The organism is Agromyces sp. GXQ0307, from assembly GCF_044769845.1.
Classification (GTDB): domain Bacteria; phylum Actinomycetota; class Actinomycetes; order Actinomycetales; family Microbacteriaceae; genus Agromyces.
This window is the reverse complement of the sequence record NZ_JBIZVY010000001.1, coordinates 609897-624988: the sequence shown is the minus strand read 5'-3', so window position 1 is coordinate 624988 and position 15092 is coordinate 609897. Positions and strand designations below refer to the sequence as shown.

The following is a 15092-nucleotide window of genomic DNA, read 5'->3' as shown; positions in this document are numbered from 1 at the left end:
GCGGCGGCTCAGCCGGCCGCTGGCGCGGCCCCGGTGTCGCCCGCGGCCCCGGCGGCGTCACCCGCGGTGCCGCTCGGAGCCACCAGGACGCCGTCGACGCGACGCGGGATGCCGAGCGGGTTGCCGTCGCGGAGCTCGGGCGGCAGCGCGGCATCCGGTGCGTCCTGGTAGGCGACGGGGCGGAGGAACCGGCGCAGCGCGCTCACGCCGACCGAGGTGTGGATCGTCGTGGTCGACGGCCACGGCCCGCCGTGCTGCTGCGCCCAGCTCACGGCGACGCCCGTCGGCCAGCCCGCGAAGAGCACGCGGCCCGCGATCTCCGAGAGCACCTCGACGATCGGCGCCAGCTCCTCGCCGGGTTCGGCGTGCACGGTCGCCGTGAGACTGCCGCCCACGGCGCGGACGGCGGCGAGGGCGTCGGCGACATCCGCGTACTCGATGATCAGAGTCGACGGCCCGAAGCACTCGTGGAACAGCGCGCCGGGGTCGGCGATCACGGCCGCCGTCGTGGTGCGGAGCACGACCGGCGAACCGGTGCCGGCCTGCTGCGCGGCCGGGTCGCCCGCGACCACCTCGACGTCGTCGCGGCCGGCGACTCCGGCGACACCCGCCGCGAAGGCCGCGGCGATGCCGTCCGTGAGCATCGGCACCGGGCCGGCCGCGGCCATGTCGAGCGCGGCGCGGACGCGCTCGCCGAAGCCCGACCCGGCCGGCACGAGCACGACGCCGGGGTTCGTGCAGAACTGTCCGGCGCCGAGCGTGAACGACCCGGCGAGGCCGGCGGCGAGCTCGTCGGCGCGGGCCGCGTCCGCGGCGGGCGTGATGAGCACGGGGTTCACGGCGCTGAGTTCGCCGTAGAACGGGATCGGGTCGGGGCGCCGCTGAGCGAGGTCGAAGAGCGCCCGCCCGCCGCCGAGCGAGCCCGTGAACCCCACGGCGCGGATCTCGGCGTGCTGCACGAGCGCGACGCCGGTCTCGTGGCCCGTGACGTGCGCGAAGATCCCCTCGGGCGCGCCGGCGGCGTCGAGCGCGCCGGCGACGATCTCGGCCGTGCGCGCGGACAGGCGCGGGTGCGCGGGGTGGCCCTTGACGATCACCGGGCAGCCCGCGGCGAGGGCCGAGGCGGTGTCGCCGCCCGCGACGGAGAACGCGAACGGGAAGTTCGACGCGCCGAACACGGCGACCGGGCCGAGGGGGCGCAGCATGCGGCGCAGGTTCGGCCGCGGCGGGATCGTCGTGGCGTCGGGGTGGTCGATCGTCGCCTCGAGGTACGAACCCTCGAGGATCGCGTCGGCGAAGAGCCGCAGCTGGGCGGTCGTGCGGGCCACCTCGCCGGTGAGGCGCGCGGTGCCGAGGTGGGTCTCCTCATCGGCGATCGGCACGAGCTCGTCCCGTGCCGCGTCGAGCGCGTCGGCGGCCGCACGGATCCAGGTCGCCCGCTCGGCGGCGGTCGAGGCGACCGTGACGGCGAACGCACGGCGTGCTGCGGCGGCCACCGCGTCGAGCTCCTCGCGCGTCGTGTCGGCGGGCGCGGCGTCGGTGCGGTCGGGTGCGGCGGTGTGGGTCACTAGTCCTCCGTGGGTGAGACGGATGCCGCGGCATCCGTCAGCTCGTTCGAGAAGCGTACGCCGAGGCCGGGTCGCCCGGTCGTGGACACCGTGGCGCCCGAGACGCGCACGGGCGACGGCGCGGCGAGTGCGCCGAGCGCCTCGAAGGAGGCGTCCTCGACCGACTCGACGAGGTGCTCGCCGGGCAGCGCGAGCGCGAGCTGCGCGGAGACCTCGAGCAGCAGGTGCGGCGCGAGATCCACCCCGCGGTCGGCGGCGAGGTCGGCGATACGGAGAAACGGCGTGATGCCGCCGACGCGCACGACGTTCGGCTGCACGAGGTCGACCGCGCCGGCGTCGATGAACTCGGCGAAGCGGTAGCGGGTGTGCAGGTTCTCGCCGAGCGCGACGGGCACCTCGATGCGCCGGCGCAGCTCGACGTGCGCGGCGAGGTCGTCGGCGCGGAGCGGTTCCTCGATCCAGGCGAGGTCGAACGCGCCCAGTTCGCCGATCGCTCGCTCGGCCTGCTCGAGGCTCCAGCGCTGGTTCGCGTCGATCATGAGCGCGCGGTCGGGGCCGAGCACGTCGCGGACGGCTGCGATGCGTTCGACGTCACGTGCGAGGTCGGGGCTGCCGACCTTGACCTTGACGGCGTCGAACCCGGCGTCGACCCACCGGCCGGCCTGCGCGACGAGCTCATCGAGCGGGTAGTGCAGGTTCACGCCGCTGCCGTAGACGGTCGCGGTTTCGTGCCGGCGCCCGATGAGGTCGGTGAGCGTGCGCCCGGCGCGCCGGCCGGCGAGGTCCCACAGCGCGAGGTCGAGGCCCGCCATTGCGATCGTCGTGATGCCGCCGCTGCCGCCCTCGTGCAGATGCGTCCACAGCGGCTCCCAGAGGGCGGATGCCTCGGCCTCGCGCCCCAGCGCGAAGCTCCGGATGTCGTGCTCGAGGTGTGCCCGCACGGCCGCGGCGCCGATCGACGGCGTCCACGAGAAGCCCCAGCCGATCGCGCCGTCGGAGTCCTCGACCTCGACCTCGATCACCGAGAGGTCGCGCACGTCGGCGGCCCACGGGCGCAGCAGCGGGATGCGGATGGGGCGCGTCGCGATGCGCGTGATGGCGGCGGTCACCGGGCGGCGACCTCCGCGGCATCCGCTCGCTCGCTCGACGGGCACGTCGCACCCTCGGGTCGGGCGCCGCCGAGTTCGGCCAGCTCGAGCCCGCAGTCGAGGATCGCGCCGAGCCGCCGCTCCTGCTCGGGCGTCGGGTCGACGAGCGGCGGGCGAACCGACCCCACGGGCAGGCCGCGAAGGCGCAGGCCGGCCTTGATGAGCGACACCCCGAAGCCCGGTGTCTCGTCGCGCAGGCGCACGAGGGGCGTGTAGAACTCGCGGAGCAGCGACATCCGCGTCGTCTCGTCGCCGTCGACGTAGGCGCGGTAGTGCAGTCCGGCGAGCTCGGGGATCATCGCGAACGCCGCCGACGAGTACAGCGGGATGCCGATGCCGCGGTACGCGCCCTGGCTGAGCTCGGCGGTGAGCAGGCCGTTGAAGAACGCCCAGTCGTCGCGGCCGGCCGCCTCGGCGGCGAGCACGATCTCCTGTGCGAGGCCGATGTCGCCCGTGCCGTCCTTGAAGCCGACGACCTTCGGGTTCGCGGCGAGCCGGGTGACGGCGTCGGCCGTGTAGCGCGCGGTGCCGCGGTGGTAGACGATGACGGGCAGGTCGGATGCCGCGGCGACCGCCTCGACCCAGGCGACGAGTCCGTCGGTGGTGCCCGACACGAGGTAGGGCGGCAGGAGCAGCAGGCCGTCGGCGCCCGCGTCGGCCGCGCCACGGGCGAGCTCGATCGCGTGGCCGAGCGGGCCGCCGGCGCCCGCGATCACCGGGACGCGCCCGGCCACCGCGTCGACGCTCGTGCGGACGACGTCGATCGCCTCGCGCGCCGAGAGCGCGTGGAACTCGCCCGTCCCGCAGGCCGGGAAGACGCCGCCCGGGCCGAACGGCAGGCGCGTCTCGAGGTGCTCGCCGAGCACGTCGAAGTCGACGCGGCCGGCCTCATCGAACGGGGTGACGGGGAAGAAGAGCACGCCGTCGAAGTCGAGGCGTCGGTCGGGGCTGGTCATGCGGTCCTCGTTCCGGTGGTGGCGGGGGCGGCGGACACGGCGGCGGAGGCGGCGAGTTCGGTGCGCCAGTCGCGCGCGGGGGTCCAGCCGAGGCGGTCGCGGGCCTTCGCGATCGAGAAGACCGGGGCCGTGCCGGTGAGTGCGTCCGCGGCAGGGCCCAGTGCGGGCGCGAACTCGCGCCACAGCTCGGCGACGGGCCGTTCGGCGAGTGCGTCGGCGGCCCCGACGAAGAACCCCTCGCCGTCGATCGCGTCGGCGGGCGCGGCGAGCCAGGCGTCGACGAACCCGGCGACGTCGCGCGCGTCGACGTAGTTGAAGAGGCTGACCGCCGCGAGCGCGGGGTCGGCGAGCCGCTCGGACACGGTATGGCCCTGCTGGGTGGGGGCGCCGGGCCACTCCTCCGGCGAGATCACGTAGCAGGGCCGGAAGAAGCCGTACGCGCCGGTCGCCGTGCGCGAGAACATCCGCACGGTCTCCTCGATGACGACCTTGGAGAGCGCGTACGCGTTCGCGGGCGCGAGCGGGTGCGTCTCGTCGATCGGCACGGCCGCTGCGCGCCACGCGGGGGAGGAGTATCCGACGGGCGTCGGGCTCGACGCCGCGAGCACGCGACCGACCCGAGCGGATGCCGCGGCGGCGAGCACGTCGTGCGCGAGCGCGGTGTTCGTGAGCAGGATGTCGCGCTCGGGCGCGCTGAACGGCACGGCGATGCCGGCGAGGTGCACGAGCGCGTCGGGGCGAAGGTCGGCGAGTGCGTCGGCCGCGGCACTCGGGACGGCGAGGTCGACGGTCCGTTCCGAGACGCCGTCGAGGCCGGCCGAGGCGCGGTCGAGGCCGACCACCTCGTGCCCGGCGTCGGCGAGACCGGTCGCGAGCGAACGCCCGAGGCGGCCGGACGATCCGGTGACGACCACGCGCATCGTTGCTCCTGTCGAATCCCAGAGAAATCGGTTTCTGGAATTCAGCCTATGCGAGGCATGGGCTGATCGACAAGTCAGGCGCTACACTGAGGAACCGATTTCCCCGGCTCGCGGACGCGCGCCGCGGCATCCGGAAGGGGACGCATGGGCGACCGCAGCAGGGGAGTGACGATCTCGGACGTCGCTGCGCACGCCGGGGTCTCGCCCGCGTCGGTGTCGCGCGTGCTGAATGGCCGCGCGAGCGTCGACCCCGACATCGTGCGTCGCGTGCAGGCGTCGATCGCGACGCTCGGCTACGCACCGAGCGCGACCGCCCGCAGCCTCGTGAGCGGGCGCAACACGACCGTCGCGATGGTCGTGCCCGACCTGGAGAACCCGCTGTTCCAGGGCATCCTCAAGGGGCTCAGCCTGGCGGCGGCCGACGACGGGTACCGCGTGCTGGTGGCCGACACCGCCGAGCGCGTCGACGACGAGGAGGCCACCGCGATCGAGGCGCGCCAGCGCTGCGACGCGCTCGTGCTCGGCGCGCCGCGTATGCCCGAGGCGAAGCTGCGCCGACTCGTCGAGCGCGTCGCGCCCGTCGTCGTCGTGAACCGCATGCTGCCCGACCTCGCCGTGCCGATCGTGGGCGTCGACTACGTCCGCGGCATCCGCGACCTCGTCGACCACCTCGTCGGGCTCGGGCACCGCCACCTCGCGTACGTCACCGGTCCCGAGACGAGCGCGTCGAACGCCGAGCGCCTCCGCGGGGTCGACGAGGCGCTCGCGATGCACCCCGGCGTGCGCATCGACCGCATCCCCGGCGGGTCGCGGCCGGAGGACGGCGAGGCGGTGGCGGGCTCCGTGATCGACGCGCATCGGGCCGGCGCGACCGCGGTGCTCGCGTTCAACGACCTCGTCGCGCTCGGGCTGCTCGCGCGGCTCCGCGAACTCGGCGTCGACGTGCCGGGCGAGCTGTCGGTCGCGGGCTTCGACGACGTGCCCATGGCGCGGTACGCGACGCCGCGCCTGACGAGCATGTCGGTGCCGCGCGCCGAGCTCGGCGCGCAGGTGTGGGCGCGGCTGCGCACCCTCATCGCCGGCGGACCGGCCGAGCACACGGTGCTCTACCGCCCGCGGCTCGAGGCGCGGGAGAGCACGGCGGCGCCGGCGGCCGTCGGGGCGCGGGCGTGATCCGGGGCGCGCCCGAGGCATCCGCTCTCGGCACCGATCGCGCGGCCAAGCGCGCCCGTGTGCTCGACGTGGTCGGGCGCCGTGGGGCGTCGGCCCTGGTGCTGCGCTCGTACGCCGCAGTGTCGTGGTACCTCGACGGCGCGCGCACGCATGTGTCGCTCGCGGGCGACCCGATCGCCGCGGTCGTCGTCCGACCGGGCGGCGACTCGGTGTTCGTCTTCGCGAACGAAGCCGATCGGATGCTCGCCGAGGAGCTCGGCGATGCGTCCGACCTCGAGGTGGTGCGCGTGCCGTGGCACGAACCGCTGCTGCCGGCGACCCTCGACGCGACGGCCCTCGACGAGGCGGATGCCGCGGCCGACCTGCGCGCGGCGCGCGCATCGCTGCTGCCTGCCGAGCTCGCCCGGTATCGAGCCCTCTGCCGCGAGGTCGCCGAGGTGATGACGGATGCCGCGCTCGCCGCGTCGCCCGCCGACTCCGAGCGCGCCGTGGCCGCGCACCTGTCGGGCGACCTCGCCGCGCGAGGGATCGACCCGCTCGTGACGCTCGTCGCCGGACGCTCCCGGCTGGCACACCGCCATCCGCTGCCCACCGATGCGCCGCTCGGCGACCGCGCGATGCTCGTCGTCTGCGGCCGACGCCACGGCCTCATCGCGAACGCGACCCGGTGGCTGCGCTTCGGCGACCCCGACCCGACCGAGGCGGATGCCGCGCGCCGCATCCTCGACGTCGAGGCCGCGTTCCTCGACGCCACCGTGCCCGGCGCGACGCTCGGCGACGTGTTCGCCGTCGGCACCGCCGCCTACGCGTCGCACGGCTTCGACCCGCACGAATGGACCCGGCACCACCAGGGCGGCGCGGCCGGCTACGCCGGCCGCGACCCGCGCGCCGTGCCCGGCATCGACGACGTCGTGCAGCTCAGCCAGCCCTTCGCGTGGAACCCGACCGCGCCCGGCGCGAAGGTCGAGGACACGGTGCTCGTCGGAGCCGCCGGAATCGAGGTGCTCACGCTCGACCCGCGCTGGCCGACGGTTTGCGTCGCGGGTCGCGAGCGGCCTGCTGAGCTGCGGCGCGTCTGATGCGGCGATGTCGCGTTGAGCGCCCCCTCACCGGGCACCATTTCCGGGCAGGTCAATTGAGAACCTTGGAATGCGCGCCTGCGGCTGCTTCGAGCACAGCGCATTCATTCAATGACCGGCTACCGGGCGCCGCCGCACGTGGCCCGGATGTGGTCGTCGTCAGGATTGGCGGGTGCAGCGTCGTCCGCACCCGCCAATCCTGACGACAACCGCGTGGCGGGCTCGCCTCTGCGGGATCCCACCTGGAGAGCGGGAGAACAGTGGTCCGGTTCTCCCTGGACGCTCAGAAGGAACACACCCACAGCTGCGCCCCCGTGCGTGATCCAGCGCCGGGAACCCATGCGGGGGCGACCGCTGATCAGTCGCCCGGTGGGCGGCGCAGCCGCTTGACGTCGGTGCGCCGCTTCTTGGCTTCGAGGCGGCGCTCCTTCGCCCCGCGGCCGGGTTTGGTCGGTCGCCGTGCCGGTGACGGCGGACGAAGTGCATCGGCCACCACGGTGGTGAGACGTGCTCGCGCGGCATCCCGGTTGCGCAGTTGGGATCGATGTTCGGAGGCCGTGACCGTCAGGACACCATCGACCAGGCGGCTGCTCAGGCGGGTGAGCAGGCGTTCCCGCTGGAGCACGGAAAGCGCATCCGACGATGCCACATCCCACACGAGCTCTGCCCGCGAGTCGGCGGTGTTCACGCCCTGCCCGCCCGGACCGGATGAACGTGAGAACCGCCACGTCAGCTCTGACTCGGGGATGATGAGTCCGGCATCGACCCGAAGGCCGGGACGGTGGACGGCAGGCATGGATACATCATGCCCGTGCGCGCGGCTGCCAGGGCGGCGAGTGGATGAGCAGCCGCCCCTGATGGCGATCGGGGTGGAAGCCGACATGACGAGACCTCCCTCATCAGCCCGCTGCGACCGGGAAGCGGGTCGCGAGCCGGTCGAGGATCGGGACGAGGTCGCGGACCATCTGGTCGAAGAACTCGTTCTCCCAGTCGGCTCCGCTGCCGTACGCGCTCGTGACGACGCGGATCACGCACGTGCCGCCGGACGCCGCCTCGATGAGGAACTCGGTGGCGATCGGCGTCACTCGGTCGAGGCCTGCGTAGACCTCCGAGAGCGGCGCGCCGATCGACTCGAACCACTGCGCCATGCCGGGCGGCAGTTCCTCGGGCCTCGTGCCGATCGGCCAGGGCTCCTCGTAGGCGAACCGTCGGTTCGGGGCGTACTCGGTGACCCGGCCGGTCGAGGTGAAGCCGCCCAGGTCGAGCGAGACCTCACCGCCGACGCGCGGTTCCAACTGCGCCGGTGCCAACCACGACGAGATCCCCTGGGCGGTCGCGATCGTCTCCCACACCTGTTCGGGCGTGGCGGCGACCTCGTACGTGCGTTCCATCCGGTGTTCGACGCGGTCGGGTCGATCGGGCGAGTTCATGACGACTCCTTCGGTCGTGGGTAGGACGAGATGGTCAGGCGGTGCGGTCGGCCGTCGTCGTGGTGGTATTTCGCGACGAGGGCGGCGAGCGCCGACTGCAGTTCGGCGGCGAACGCGGCCCGGTCGTCAGGCGACGTGAACCCGATCACCGTGTCGACGGTGAGGGTGGGCACGCGCGTCTCGGGCACCGAGTCGCCCACGATCGCCCCGACCTCAGAGACGGCCCGGGCATTCACCGCGATCAGGTACGCGGCGGAGAGGCGATCGGCGACCGCGTCGGGATCGCCCACCGTGGGCTGGAGCACGCTCGGCGAGACGACGAGATGGCGAGCGGAGCGACGCACGACGCGTTCGCTGATCCCGCCCCACGCGCGCGTCTCGACCGGCTCGACGAGCCCGTGCGCTTCGAGCGACTTCAGGTGGTAGTTCACCTTCTGCCGGGTCGACCCGATCCTCGCGGCGACCGTCGTGGCCGACCCCGGCTCCGCCAGCGCGTCGAGGATCGACACCCGGATCGGGTCGAGCGCGACCTCCACGACGTCGCGGTCCGCAAGCACTCGAAGCTCCTGCATGGGGCCACCGTACGCTTGACAAGAAAAACTGTCAAGCGTGGCGCGACTCGTCGCCGACCCGCGCCCGCAGGCCCCGCAGCATCCCCCGCGACATCACGAAGTCGGCCGGCACGATGAACAGGTGCGCGCCGAGCGTCAGCCACCACGGCGCAGTGCGCGCACGCCAGCGGAACACGAGGCGCGTCGTGCGACCGCCGTCGACCGGGGCCAGTCGGAAGCACCACGTCCAGCGCAGCCGGGCGAGCCTGCGCTGCCGCCACGACAGGGGCAGGTGGGTCGTCGACTCGAGGAGCAGCAGTTCGCCGGGTGCGATCTCGCGCACGATGAACCCGCACTCGGTCTCCGGGGGGCCGTCGGGGATGAAGTCGCCCGCGGCGAGTCCCTGGAACTCCGGATGGATGCCGCCCGCACTCGGGCGGTTCGCGGGGAAGAGCAGCACGTCGACCCACCTCGGCGTGTACCAGCCGCCGCGATGCCATCCGACCTGAACGAGCCAGGGCCAGACCTCGGGGGGCGGTGCCTCGATCGTTGCCGCGTGCGTCGCGACGATCTGCGGGCGGTCGACGATCTCGTCGCCGGGGAGTCGCTCCGAGCGTTCCGCCGCGGTCGAACCGGAGGTGCGGCCGTACCACTGCAATGCGGCGAACCCGGCGAGCAGCGGAACCGCGACGGCGAGTGCGATGCGACGAGGCGACGGCATGGGCCGAGTCTCGTCGGTGCCGGCCTCCTCGCTGGGGTCGATGGTCCCGCCGGAGCCGACGACCGTGCGACACTGACCCGAGGGGCCCCGGTCGGCCGGCTTCCGGGCGTTCGTGCGTGATCCGGGGTGACGGTGTACGCTTTGGATAGCGCTTTCCGATCCCCACGCAGGACGGCGCGGCAACCCAGCACCGCACCCGGATCGACGACGACCCCGAAGGAGCCCGATGCCCGACCTCCGCATCGCCGGCGACGACGACCGGCTCATGATCCACGCCGACGGCGAGGTGCTCGCCGAGTACGTGTTCCGCCCGGACCACCCGACCTTCGAGTCGCCTCGCCCCTACTTCAGCCCGATCCGCACCCTCGGCGGCGAGACCGTGAGCCTCTACCGCCCGCACGACCACGTCTGGCACAAGGGCATCGCGTGGTCGCTCCCGGTCGTCGGCGACGAGAACTTCTGGGGCGGCCCGACGTTCGTGCGCGGCGAGGGCTACGTGCAGCTGCCGAACAACGGCGAGCAGCGGCACGTCGCGTTCGAGAGCGGCGAGACGGATGCCGCGGCCGGCGGCACCTCGACGGACGGCATCGCCCGCATGCGCGAGCGCCTCGACTGGGTCACCCAGGCCGGCGAGACGATCCTCGCCGAGGAGCGCACGCTCGCGGCATCCGTGCTGACCGATGACGCCTGGCTGCTCGGCTTCGCCACCGCGCTCACCAACACGAGCGGCCGCGCAATCCCGATCGGCTCGCCCACGACGCGCGGCCGCGAGAACGCGGGCTACGGCGGTCTGTTCTGGCGGGGCCCCCGCTCGTTCACAGGCGGGCAGGTCCTCGCGCCCGGCGTCGCCGGCGGCGACGAGCTGCGCGGTACCCGCGCGCCGTGGATGGGCTTCACGGGTAGTCACGACGAGACCGGCACGGCGTCGACGGTCGTCATGGTCGACGACCCCGGCAACCTCCAGCACCCGACGCAATGGTTCGCCCGCAGCGAGGAGTTCGCGTGCCTCTGCCCCGCGCCGTTCTTCAGCGACGAGCGCGTCATCGAGCCCGGCGCGACCATGACGCTCCGGTACGGCGTGGTGATCGCGGATGGCGCATCCGGCCCCGAGCGGGCGGCCGAGCTCGCGGCGCACGCCGGCGAGCGCCTGCCCACTCTGCTCGGTCCGGCGACCGCGACGGTCGCGGACGAGGGACCGGTCGGCGTCCCGGCCACGCCCGAGGTCGCGAGGACCCGGGTCGGGCCGTGACCATGCCCGCCTTCCCCGGCGCCACCTCGGTCAGCGCGCTCGAGGTGTACGACGGCGTCGCACCCGACGGCCTCGCGGGCGGCACGCCGCACGTCCACCTCGTCTCGGCGGAGGCGTACCTCGTCGTCGGCGGCCGCGGCCGCCTGCACACGATCGACGGCGCCCGCACCTTCGCCGAGCGCGCGCTGGCGCCGGGCGACGTCGTCTGGTTCGCGCCCGGCGTCATCCACCGCGCGATCAACGACGGCGGACTCGAGGTGCACGTCATCATGCAGAACGCCGGGCTCCCCGAGGCGGGCGACGCGGTCATGACCTTCCCCGACGACGTGCTCGCCGACCCCGAGCGATATGCGGATGCCGCGGCGCTGCCGGGCCCCGAGGCATCCGACGCCGACCGGCTCGCCGCCGCGCACGCGCGTCGCGACCTCGCCGTAGCTGGGTACCTCGCGCTCTTCGGCGACGACGGCGACGACGGCGCGGTCGACCCCGACCGGCTCGGGCGCCTGCACGCCCGCGCGGCGGCGCTCGTGCGCCCGCGCGTCCCCGACTGGCGCGCCCGCTGGCAGGCGGGAGCGCTCGCCGTCGCCCGCGAGACCGGCCACCGCCTCGACGCGCTCGAGAGGGGCGGCGACCCGGGCCTCGCCGAGGCGCGCGCGGCCGAGGCATCCGTCGCCCCCGCCTTCGGCATGTGCGGGCGGCTGCAGCGCTACGACACCACGAACGATCACCCCGAGGGAGCACGATGACGACCCCCGAACGCCCGACCACCCCGCTCCGCGCCGCGATCGTCGGCACCGGCGCGATCGCCGATGCACACGCGCAGGCGCTGCGCGCGACACCCGACGGCGAGCTCGTCGCGGTGATCGACCGCGACCTCTCGCGTGCGCAGGCGTTCGCCGACCGCTGGGACGGCCCGGCCGTCGCCGACTCGCTCGACGAACTGCTGCAGACCGGTGCCATCGACGTGCTGCACGTGTGCACCCCGCCCGGCGTGCACGCCGGGCAGGCGATCGCCGCGCTCGACGCGGGCGTGCACGTGGTCTGCGAGAAGCCCGCGGCGCTCGCGCTCGACGAGCTCGACGCGATGACGGATGCCGCCTCCCGCAACGACCGGCGCTTGGCCGTCGTGTTCCAGCAGCGCACCGGCACGGCCGCGGCGCACGTGAAGGGGCTGCTCGAGTCCGGCGCGCTCGGGCGCCCGCTCGTCGCGACCTGCCAGACGCTCTGGTACCGGGCTCCCGAGTACTTCGCGGTGCCGTGGCGCGGCAAGTGGGCGACCGAGGGCGGCGGGCCGACGCTCGGCCTCGGCATCCACCAGATCGACCTGCTCGCCTGGTTGCTCGGCGACTGGTCGAGCGTGAACGGCCAGCTCTGGCGGCTCGCGCGCGAGACCGAGATGGAGGACGTCTCGACCGCGACCGTCGCGTTCGAGAGCGGCGTCGTCGCCTCGGTGATCACGAGCGCGCTCTCGCCCCGCGAGACGAGCTCGATCCGCATCGACACCGAGCTCGCGACGATCACGGTCGACCACCTGTACGGACACGGACACGAGCACTGGCGCATCACGCCGGCACCGGGCGTCGATCCGGCGATCGTCGACGAGTGGGCGGCGCTCCCCGCCGACGAGGAGCCGAGCGGCCACGACCCGCTCGTGCGCGACATCTACTCCGCGCTGCGGTCGGGCGCGCCGCTCCCGTCGACCGCGACCGACCCCGCGCGCTCGTTCGAGATCGTCACGGCGATCTACTCGTCGGCGACGAGCCGCCGAACGGTCACGCGCGAAGCGCTGCGCGACGACGCCGACCGCATGCGGAGCCTCGAGAGCCCGGTGACGGACCTGCGGCGATGACGGCGGGCTCGCCCCACGACGACGCCCTCTTCCACGATCCCGTCCACGACGGCGCGACCGATCCGACGGTGATCCGGCACCACGCCACGGGGGAGTGGTGGATGTACTACACCCAACGCCGCGCGTCGGTCGAGGAGCCGGGCGTCGCGTGGGTGCACGGCAGCCGCATCGGCGTCGCGCGCTCGAGCGGCGGCGCGCAGTGGCGCTACGCCGGCACGCTCGACGACCTGCAGCTCGGCGACCCGGCGGGCGGATGGCGCGAGACGCACTGGGCGCCGGAGGTGATCTTCGACGGCGAGCGCTACCGCATGTACCTCACGGTGATCGACGGCATCCCCGACCGGTGGGAGGGCCACGCGCGTCGGATCGTCGAGTACGCGAGCGACGACCTCGCGCGCTGGCGGCTCATCGGCGAGGTGCCGCTGGGCTCCGACCGCGTGATCGACGCGTGCGTGGCGCGGTGCCCCGACGGTCTCTGGCGCATGTGGGTCAAGGACGAGGCGGACGGCTCGACCACGTGGGTTGCGGCCAGCGCCGATCTCGCTCCCGGCTCCTGGCGCGTCGAGGGCCGCGCGGTCGGGGGTCGCCCGCATGAGGGGCCGAACGTGTTCGAGCTCGGCGGCTGGTGGTGGATGCTCGTCGACGAGTGGCGCGGGATGGGCGTGCACCGGTCGGCCGATGCGATCCAGTGGGAACGGCAGGGCGGACCCGACGACGTGATCCTCGGCGAGCCCGGCGCGCGGCGCGGCGACGCGACCTTCGGACGGCACGGCGACGTCGTGGTCGACGGCGGCCGCGCCATCCTGTTCTACTTCACGCACCCGCACTGGGGCGGTTCCGAGTTGGGCTCGACGGATGCCGCGACCGCGCGCCGCAGTGCGATCTTCGCTGCACCGCTCGACGTCGTCGACGGCGTGCTGACCTGCGACCGCGACGCCCCGGTGCGTCTCGGTTCGATCACGGATTGAAACGATTTTTCCCATCGCATTGACCAGGCGGTCCGATGGGGCTACATTTGGGGAAGCGCTTTCCCACCCCAGCGTGAAATGCACCAGAAGAGACAGAGACGTTTCCGGGAGGACAACGATGTTCAACATCCGCACCCGACGCGCGGCACTGGCCGCTGCGGCGGTCACGGCGAGCGCGGCGCTCGTGCTCACGGGCTGCTCCGGCGGTTCCGAGCCGGCCACGACGTACGACCCCGACGAGGAAGTGACCCTCAACTTCGCCTTCTGGGGCAACGACGTGCGTGCCGACCTCTACGACCAGGCGATCGCGGCGTTCAACGAGGAGTACCCGAACATCACGGTCAACTCCTCGTTCCTCGGCTTCCCCGAGTTCTGGGAGAAGCGGCAGACCGAAGCGGCGGGCGGGGGTCTCCCCGACGTCATGCAGTTCGACTACTCCTACCTTCGCCAGTACTCCGAGAACGGGCTGCTGCTCGACCTCGAGCCCTACCTCGGCAACATCATCGACACCGAGCCGCTCAGCGAGAACATCCTCGGCATCGGCGTCGTGAACGGCGAGACCACCGGCATCCCGACCTCGACCAACGCGTGGGGCATGTTCACGAACCCGGTGCTGCTCGAGCAGGCCGGCGTCGACGAGTTCACGGGCGGCAGCTGGGAGGACTACAACGACTGGATGGCCGAGGTCACCGAGGCGTCCGGCGGCGAGGTGTACGGCGGCACCGACTGGACCGGCCGCATCCAGAACTTCGAGATCCAGCAGCGCGCCGCCGGTGAAGACCTCTTCACCGACGAGGGCGAGCCGAACTTCACCGAGGAGGACCTCGCCGCGTTCTGGTCGCAGGGCGACGCGATCCGCGAGGACGGCAGCGTCATCAGCCAGCAGCAGCTCGAGGAGATCTACCCGGTCTCGGGCTTCGACGCGGCGAAGACCGCGAGCGAGCTCACCTGGGACAACTTCGGCGCCGGCTACCTCGGCAACCTCGGCGAGGGCTACACCGAGCTCGGCCTCATCGCCCCGCCGGTCACCGAGGAGGGCGCGAAGGACCTCTACCTGAAGCCCTCGATGCTGCACTCGATCGCCGCGACGACCGACCACCCCGAGGCGGCCGCGACGCTCGTGAACTTCCTCGTGAACAGCCCCGAGGCGGGTGCCATCTTCGGCACCAACCGCGGACTGCCCGCGTCGGAGACCATGCTCGAGGGCGCTGAGCTCGACCCGCTGGGCGAGCAGATCCGCGCCTACGAGGAGTCGATCAGCGACCGCCTCGGCGACGCGCCGCCCGTGCCGATCGTCGGCTACGGCACCCTCGAGGAGAAGTTCCGCCAGCTCGGCACCGAGCTCGGCTTCGGGACCCTCACCGTCGACGAGGCCGTGAGCCAGTTCTTCGCGGAGATGGACGTCGTCCTCAACCAGTAGGAGTCGCTCGGGTCCGAGCCGCCGCGCGGCTCGGACCCGAGTACCCTCGGCACGGAACCC

Annotated in this window: 15 protein-coding genes; 7 read left to right on the top strand and 8 right to left on the bottom strand. The window is 73.4% G+C overall.

The genetic code is table 11. The annotated features are described in order from the left end of the window. Window positions 1-8: 8 nt before the first annotated feature. From ACIQH8_RS02895 to ACIQH8_RS02880, 4 genes are read right to left on the bottom strand one after another with little or no spacing between them, the layout of a single operon-like run. Window positions 9-1568, bottom strand: coding sequence for an aldehyde dehydrogenase (NADP(+)) (locus tag ACIQH8_RS02895; RefSeq protein WP_400994538.1), 1560 nt, complete (start codon window positions 1566-1568; stop codon window positions 9-11). Next, on the bottom strand, window positions 1568-2677 hold the full coding sequence (locus ACIQH8_RS02890) for a mandelate racemase/muconate lactonizing enzyme family protein (protein ID WP_400994535.1): 1110 nt from the start codon (window positions 2675-2677) through the stop codon (window positions 1568-1570). The genes ACIQH8_RS02895 and ACIQH8_RS02890 overlap by 1 nt, the downstream gene beginning before the upstream one ends. Continuing rightward, window positions 2674-3672 (bottom strand): 5-dehydro-4-deoxyglucarate dehydratase, encoded by a 999-nt coding sequence (locus ACIQH8_RS02885; protein ID WP_400994533.1) that lies wholly within the window; start codon window positions 3670-3672, stop codon window positions 2674-2676. Before ACIQH8_RS02885 ends, ACIQH8_RS02890 begins: the two co-directional genes overlap by 4 nt. After that, window positions 3669-4592 (bottom strand): NAD-dependent epimerase/dehydratase family protein, encoded by a 924-nt coding sequence (locus ACIQH8_RS02880; RefSeq protein ID WP_400994530.1) that lies wholly within the window; start codon window positions 4590-4592, stop codon window positions 3669-3671. Before ACIQH8_RS02880 ends, ACIQH8_RS02885 begins: the two co-directional genes overlap by 4 nt. A gap of 144 nt (window positions 4593-4736) precedes the next feature. Here ACIQH8_RS02880 and ACIQH8_RS02875 point away from each other — a divergent pair, with 144 nt between their 5' ends. Beyond that, a complete protein-coding gene (locus ACIQH8_RS02875) occupies window positions 4737-5765 on the top strand; it encodes a LacI family DNA-binding transcriptional regulator (protein ID WP_400994527.1) in 1029 nt (342 codons plus the stop codon). After that, window positions 5762-6844: a M24 family metallopeptidase gene (locus ACIQH8_RS02870; protein WP_400994525.1), complete on the top strand. Its 1083-nt coding sequence runs from the start codon at window positions 5762-5764 to the stop codon at window positions 6842-6844. Before ACIQH8_RS02875 ends, ACIQH8_RS02870 begins: the two co-directional genes overlap by 4 nt. Before the next feature lie 358 nt (window positions 6845-7202). Here the strand turns inward: ACIQH8_RS02870 and arfB are convergent, their stop codons facing one another. The 4 genes from arfB to ACIQH8_RS02850 all read right to left on the bottom strand — a co-directional run bounded on the left by arfB (window position 7203) and on the right by ACIQH8_RS02850 (window position 9546). After that, window positions 7203-7640, bottom strand: a complete 438-nt coding sequence (arfB, locus tag ACIQH8_RS02865; RefSeq protein ID WP_400994522.1) for an alternative ribosome rescue aminoacyl-tRNA hydrolase ArfB — start codon at window positions 7638-7640, stop codon at window positions 7203-7205. A 103-nt stretch (window positions 7641-7743) separates the two neighbouring features. Next, window positions 7744-8274, bottom strand: a complete 531-nt coding sequence (locus tag ACIQH8_RS02860; protein WP_400994519.1) for an SRPBCC family protein — start codon at window positions 8272-8274, stop codon at window positions 7744-7746. After that, window positions 8271-8846, bottom strand: a complete 576-nt coding sequence (locus ACIQH8_RS02855) for a helix-turn-helix domain-containing protein (protein WP_400994516.1) — start codon at window positions 8844-8846, stop codon at window positions 8271-8273. Before ACIQH8_RS02855 ends, ACIQH8_RS02860 begins: the two co-directional genes overlap by 4 nt. A 31-nt stretch (window positions 8847-8877) precedes the next feature. Next, complete coding sequence (locus ACIQH8_RS02850) at window positions 8878-9546, bottom strand: hypothetical protein (RefSeq protein WP_400994514.1); 669 nt, start codon at window positions 9544-9546, stop codon at window positions 8878-8880. 226 nt (window positions 9547-9772) lie between these two features. Between ACIQH8_RS02850 and ACIQH8_RS02845 the strand changes: the two genes are divergently transcribed. The 5 genes from ACIQH8_RS02845 to ACIQH8_RS02825 all read left to right on the top strand — a co-directional run bounded on the left by ACIQH8_RS02845 (window position 9773) and on the right by ACIQH8_RS02825 (window position 15032). Continuing rightward, window positions 9773-10795: a PmoA family protein gene (locus ACIQH8_RS02845; RefSeq protein ID WP_400994512.1), complete on the top strand. Its 1023-nt coding sequence runs from the start codon at window positions 9773-9775 to the stop codon at window positions 10793-10795. Between the two features lie 2 nt (window positions 10796-10797). Continuing rightward, on the top strand, window positions 10798-11541 hold the full coding sequence (locus ACIQH8_RS02840) for a cupin domain-containing protein (RefSeq protein ID WP_400995688.1): 744 nt from the start codon (window positions 10798-10800) through the stop codon (window positions 11539-11541). After that, window positions 11538-12644 (top strand): Gfo/Idh/MocA family protein, encoded by a 1107-nt coding sequence (locus tag ACIQH8_RS02835; protein WP_400994509.1) that lies wholly within the window; start codon window positions 11538-11540, stop codon window positions 12642-12644. Before ACIQH8_RS02840 ends, ACIQH8_RS02835 begins: the two co-directional genes overlap by 4 nt. After that, window positions 12641-13612 (top strand): hypothetical protein, encoded by a 972-nt coding sequence (locus ACIQH8_RS02830; protein ID WP_400994507.1) that lies wholly within the window; start codon window positions 12641-12643, stop codon window positions 13610-13612. Before ACIQH8_RS02835 ends, ACIQH8_RS02830 begins: the two co-directional genes overlap by 4 nt. Before the next feature lie 118 nt (window positions 13613-13730). After that, on the top strand, window positions 13731-15032 hold the full coding sequence (locus ACIQH8_RS02825) for an ABC transporter substrate-binding protein (RefSeq protein ID WP_400994504.1): 1302 nt from the start codon (window positions 13731-13733) through the stop codon (window positions 15030-15032). The last annotated feature ends 60 nt before the right edge of the window (window positions 15033-15092 follow it).

Excerpts from the sequence above, each read along its gene's own strand:
- ACIQH8_RS02825 (WP_400994504.1), top strand. The coding sequence starts at position 13,731 with ATGTTCAACATCCGCACCCGACGCGCGGCACTGGCCGCTGCGGCGGTC.
- ACIQH8_RS02835 (WP_400994509.1), top strand. The coding sequence starts at position 11,538 with ATGACGACCCCCGAACGCCCGACCACCCCGCTCCGCGCCGCGATCGTC.
- ACIQH8_RS02855 (WP_400994516.1), bottom strand. The coding sequence starts at position 8,846 with ATGCAGGAGCTTCGAGTGCTTGCGGACCGCGACGTCGTGGAGGTCGCG.
- ACIQH8_RS02860 (WP_400994519.1), bottom strand. The coding sequence starts at position 8,274 with ATGAACTCGCCCGATCGACCCGACCGCGTCGAACACCGGATGGAACGC.
- ACIQH8_RS02840 (WP_400995688.1), top strand. The coding sequence starts at position 10,798 with ATGCCCGCCTTCCCCGGCGCCACCTCGGTCAGCGCGCTCGAGGTGTAC.
- ACIQH8_RS02830 (WP_400994507.1), top strand. The coding sequence starts at position 12,641 with ATGACGGCGGGCTCGCCCCACGACGACGCCCTCTTCCACGATCCCGTC.
- ACIQH8_RS02850 (WP_400994514.1), bottom strand. The coding sequence starts at position 9,546 with ATGCCGTCGCCTCGTCGCATCGCACTCGCCGTCGCGGTTCCGCTGCTC.
- ACIQH8_RS02880 (WP_400994530.1), bottom strand. The coding sequence starts at position 4,592 with ATGCGCGTGGTCGTCACCGGATCGTCCGGCCGCCTCGGGCGTTCGCTC.
- arfB (WP_400994522.1), bottom strand. The coding sequence starts at position 7,640 with ATGCCTGCCGTCCACCGTCCCGGCCTTCGGGTCGATGCCGGACTCATC.
- ACIQH8_RS02875 (WP_400994527.1), top strand. The coding sequence starts at position 4,737 with ATGGGCGACCGCAGCAGGGGAGTGACGATCTCGGACGTCGCTGCGCAC.
- ACIQH8_RS02885 (WP_400994533.1), bottom strand. The coding sequence starts at position 3,672 with ATGACCAGCCCCGACCGACGCCTCGACTTCGACGGCGTGCTCTTCTTC.
- ACIQH8_RS02845 (WP_400994512.1), top strand. The coding sequence starts at position 9,773 with ATGCCCGACCTCCGCATCGCCGGCGACGACGACCGGCTCATGATCCAC.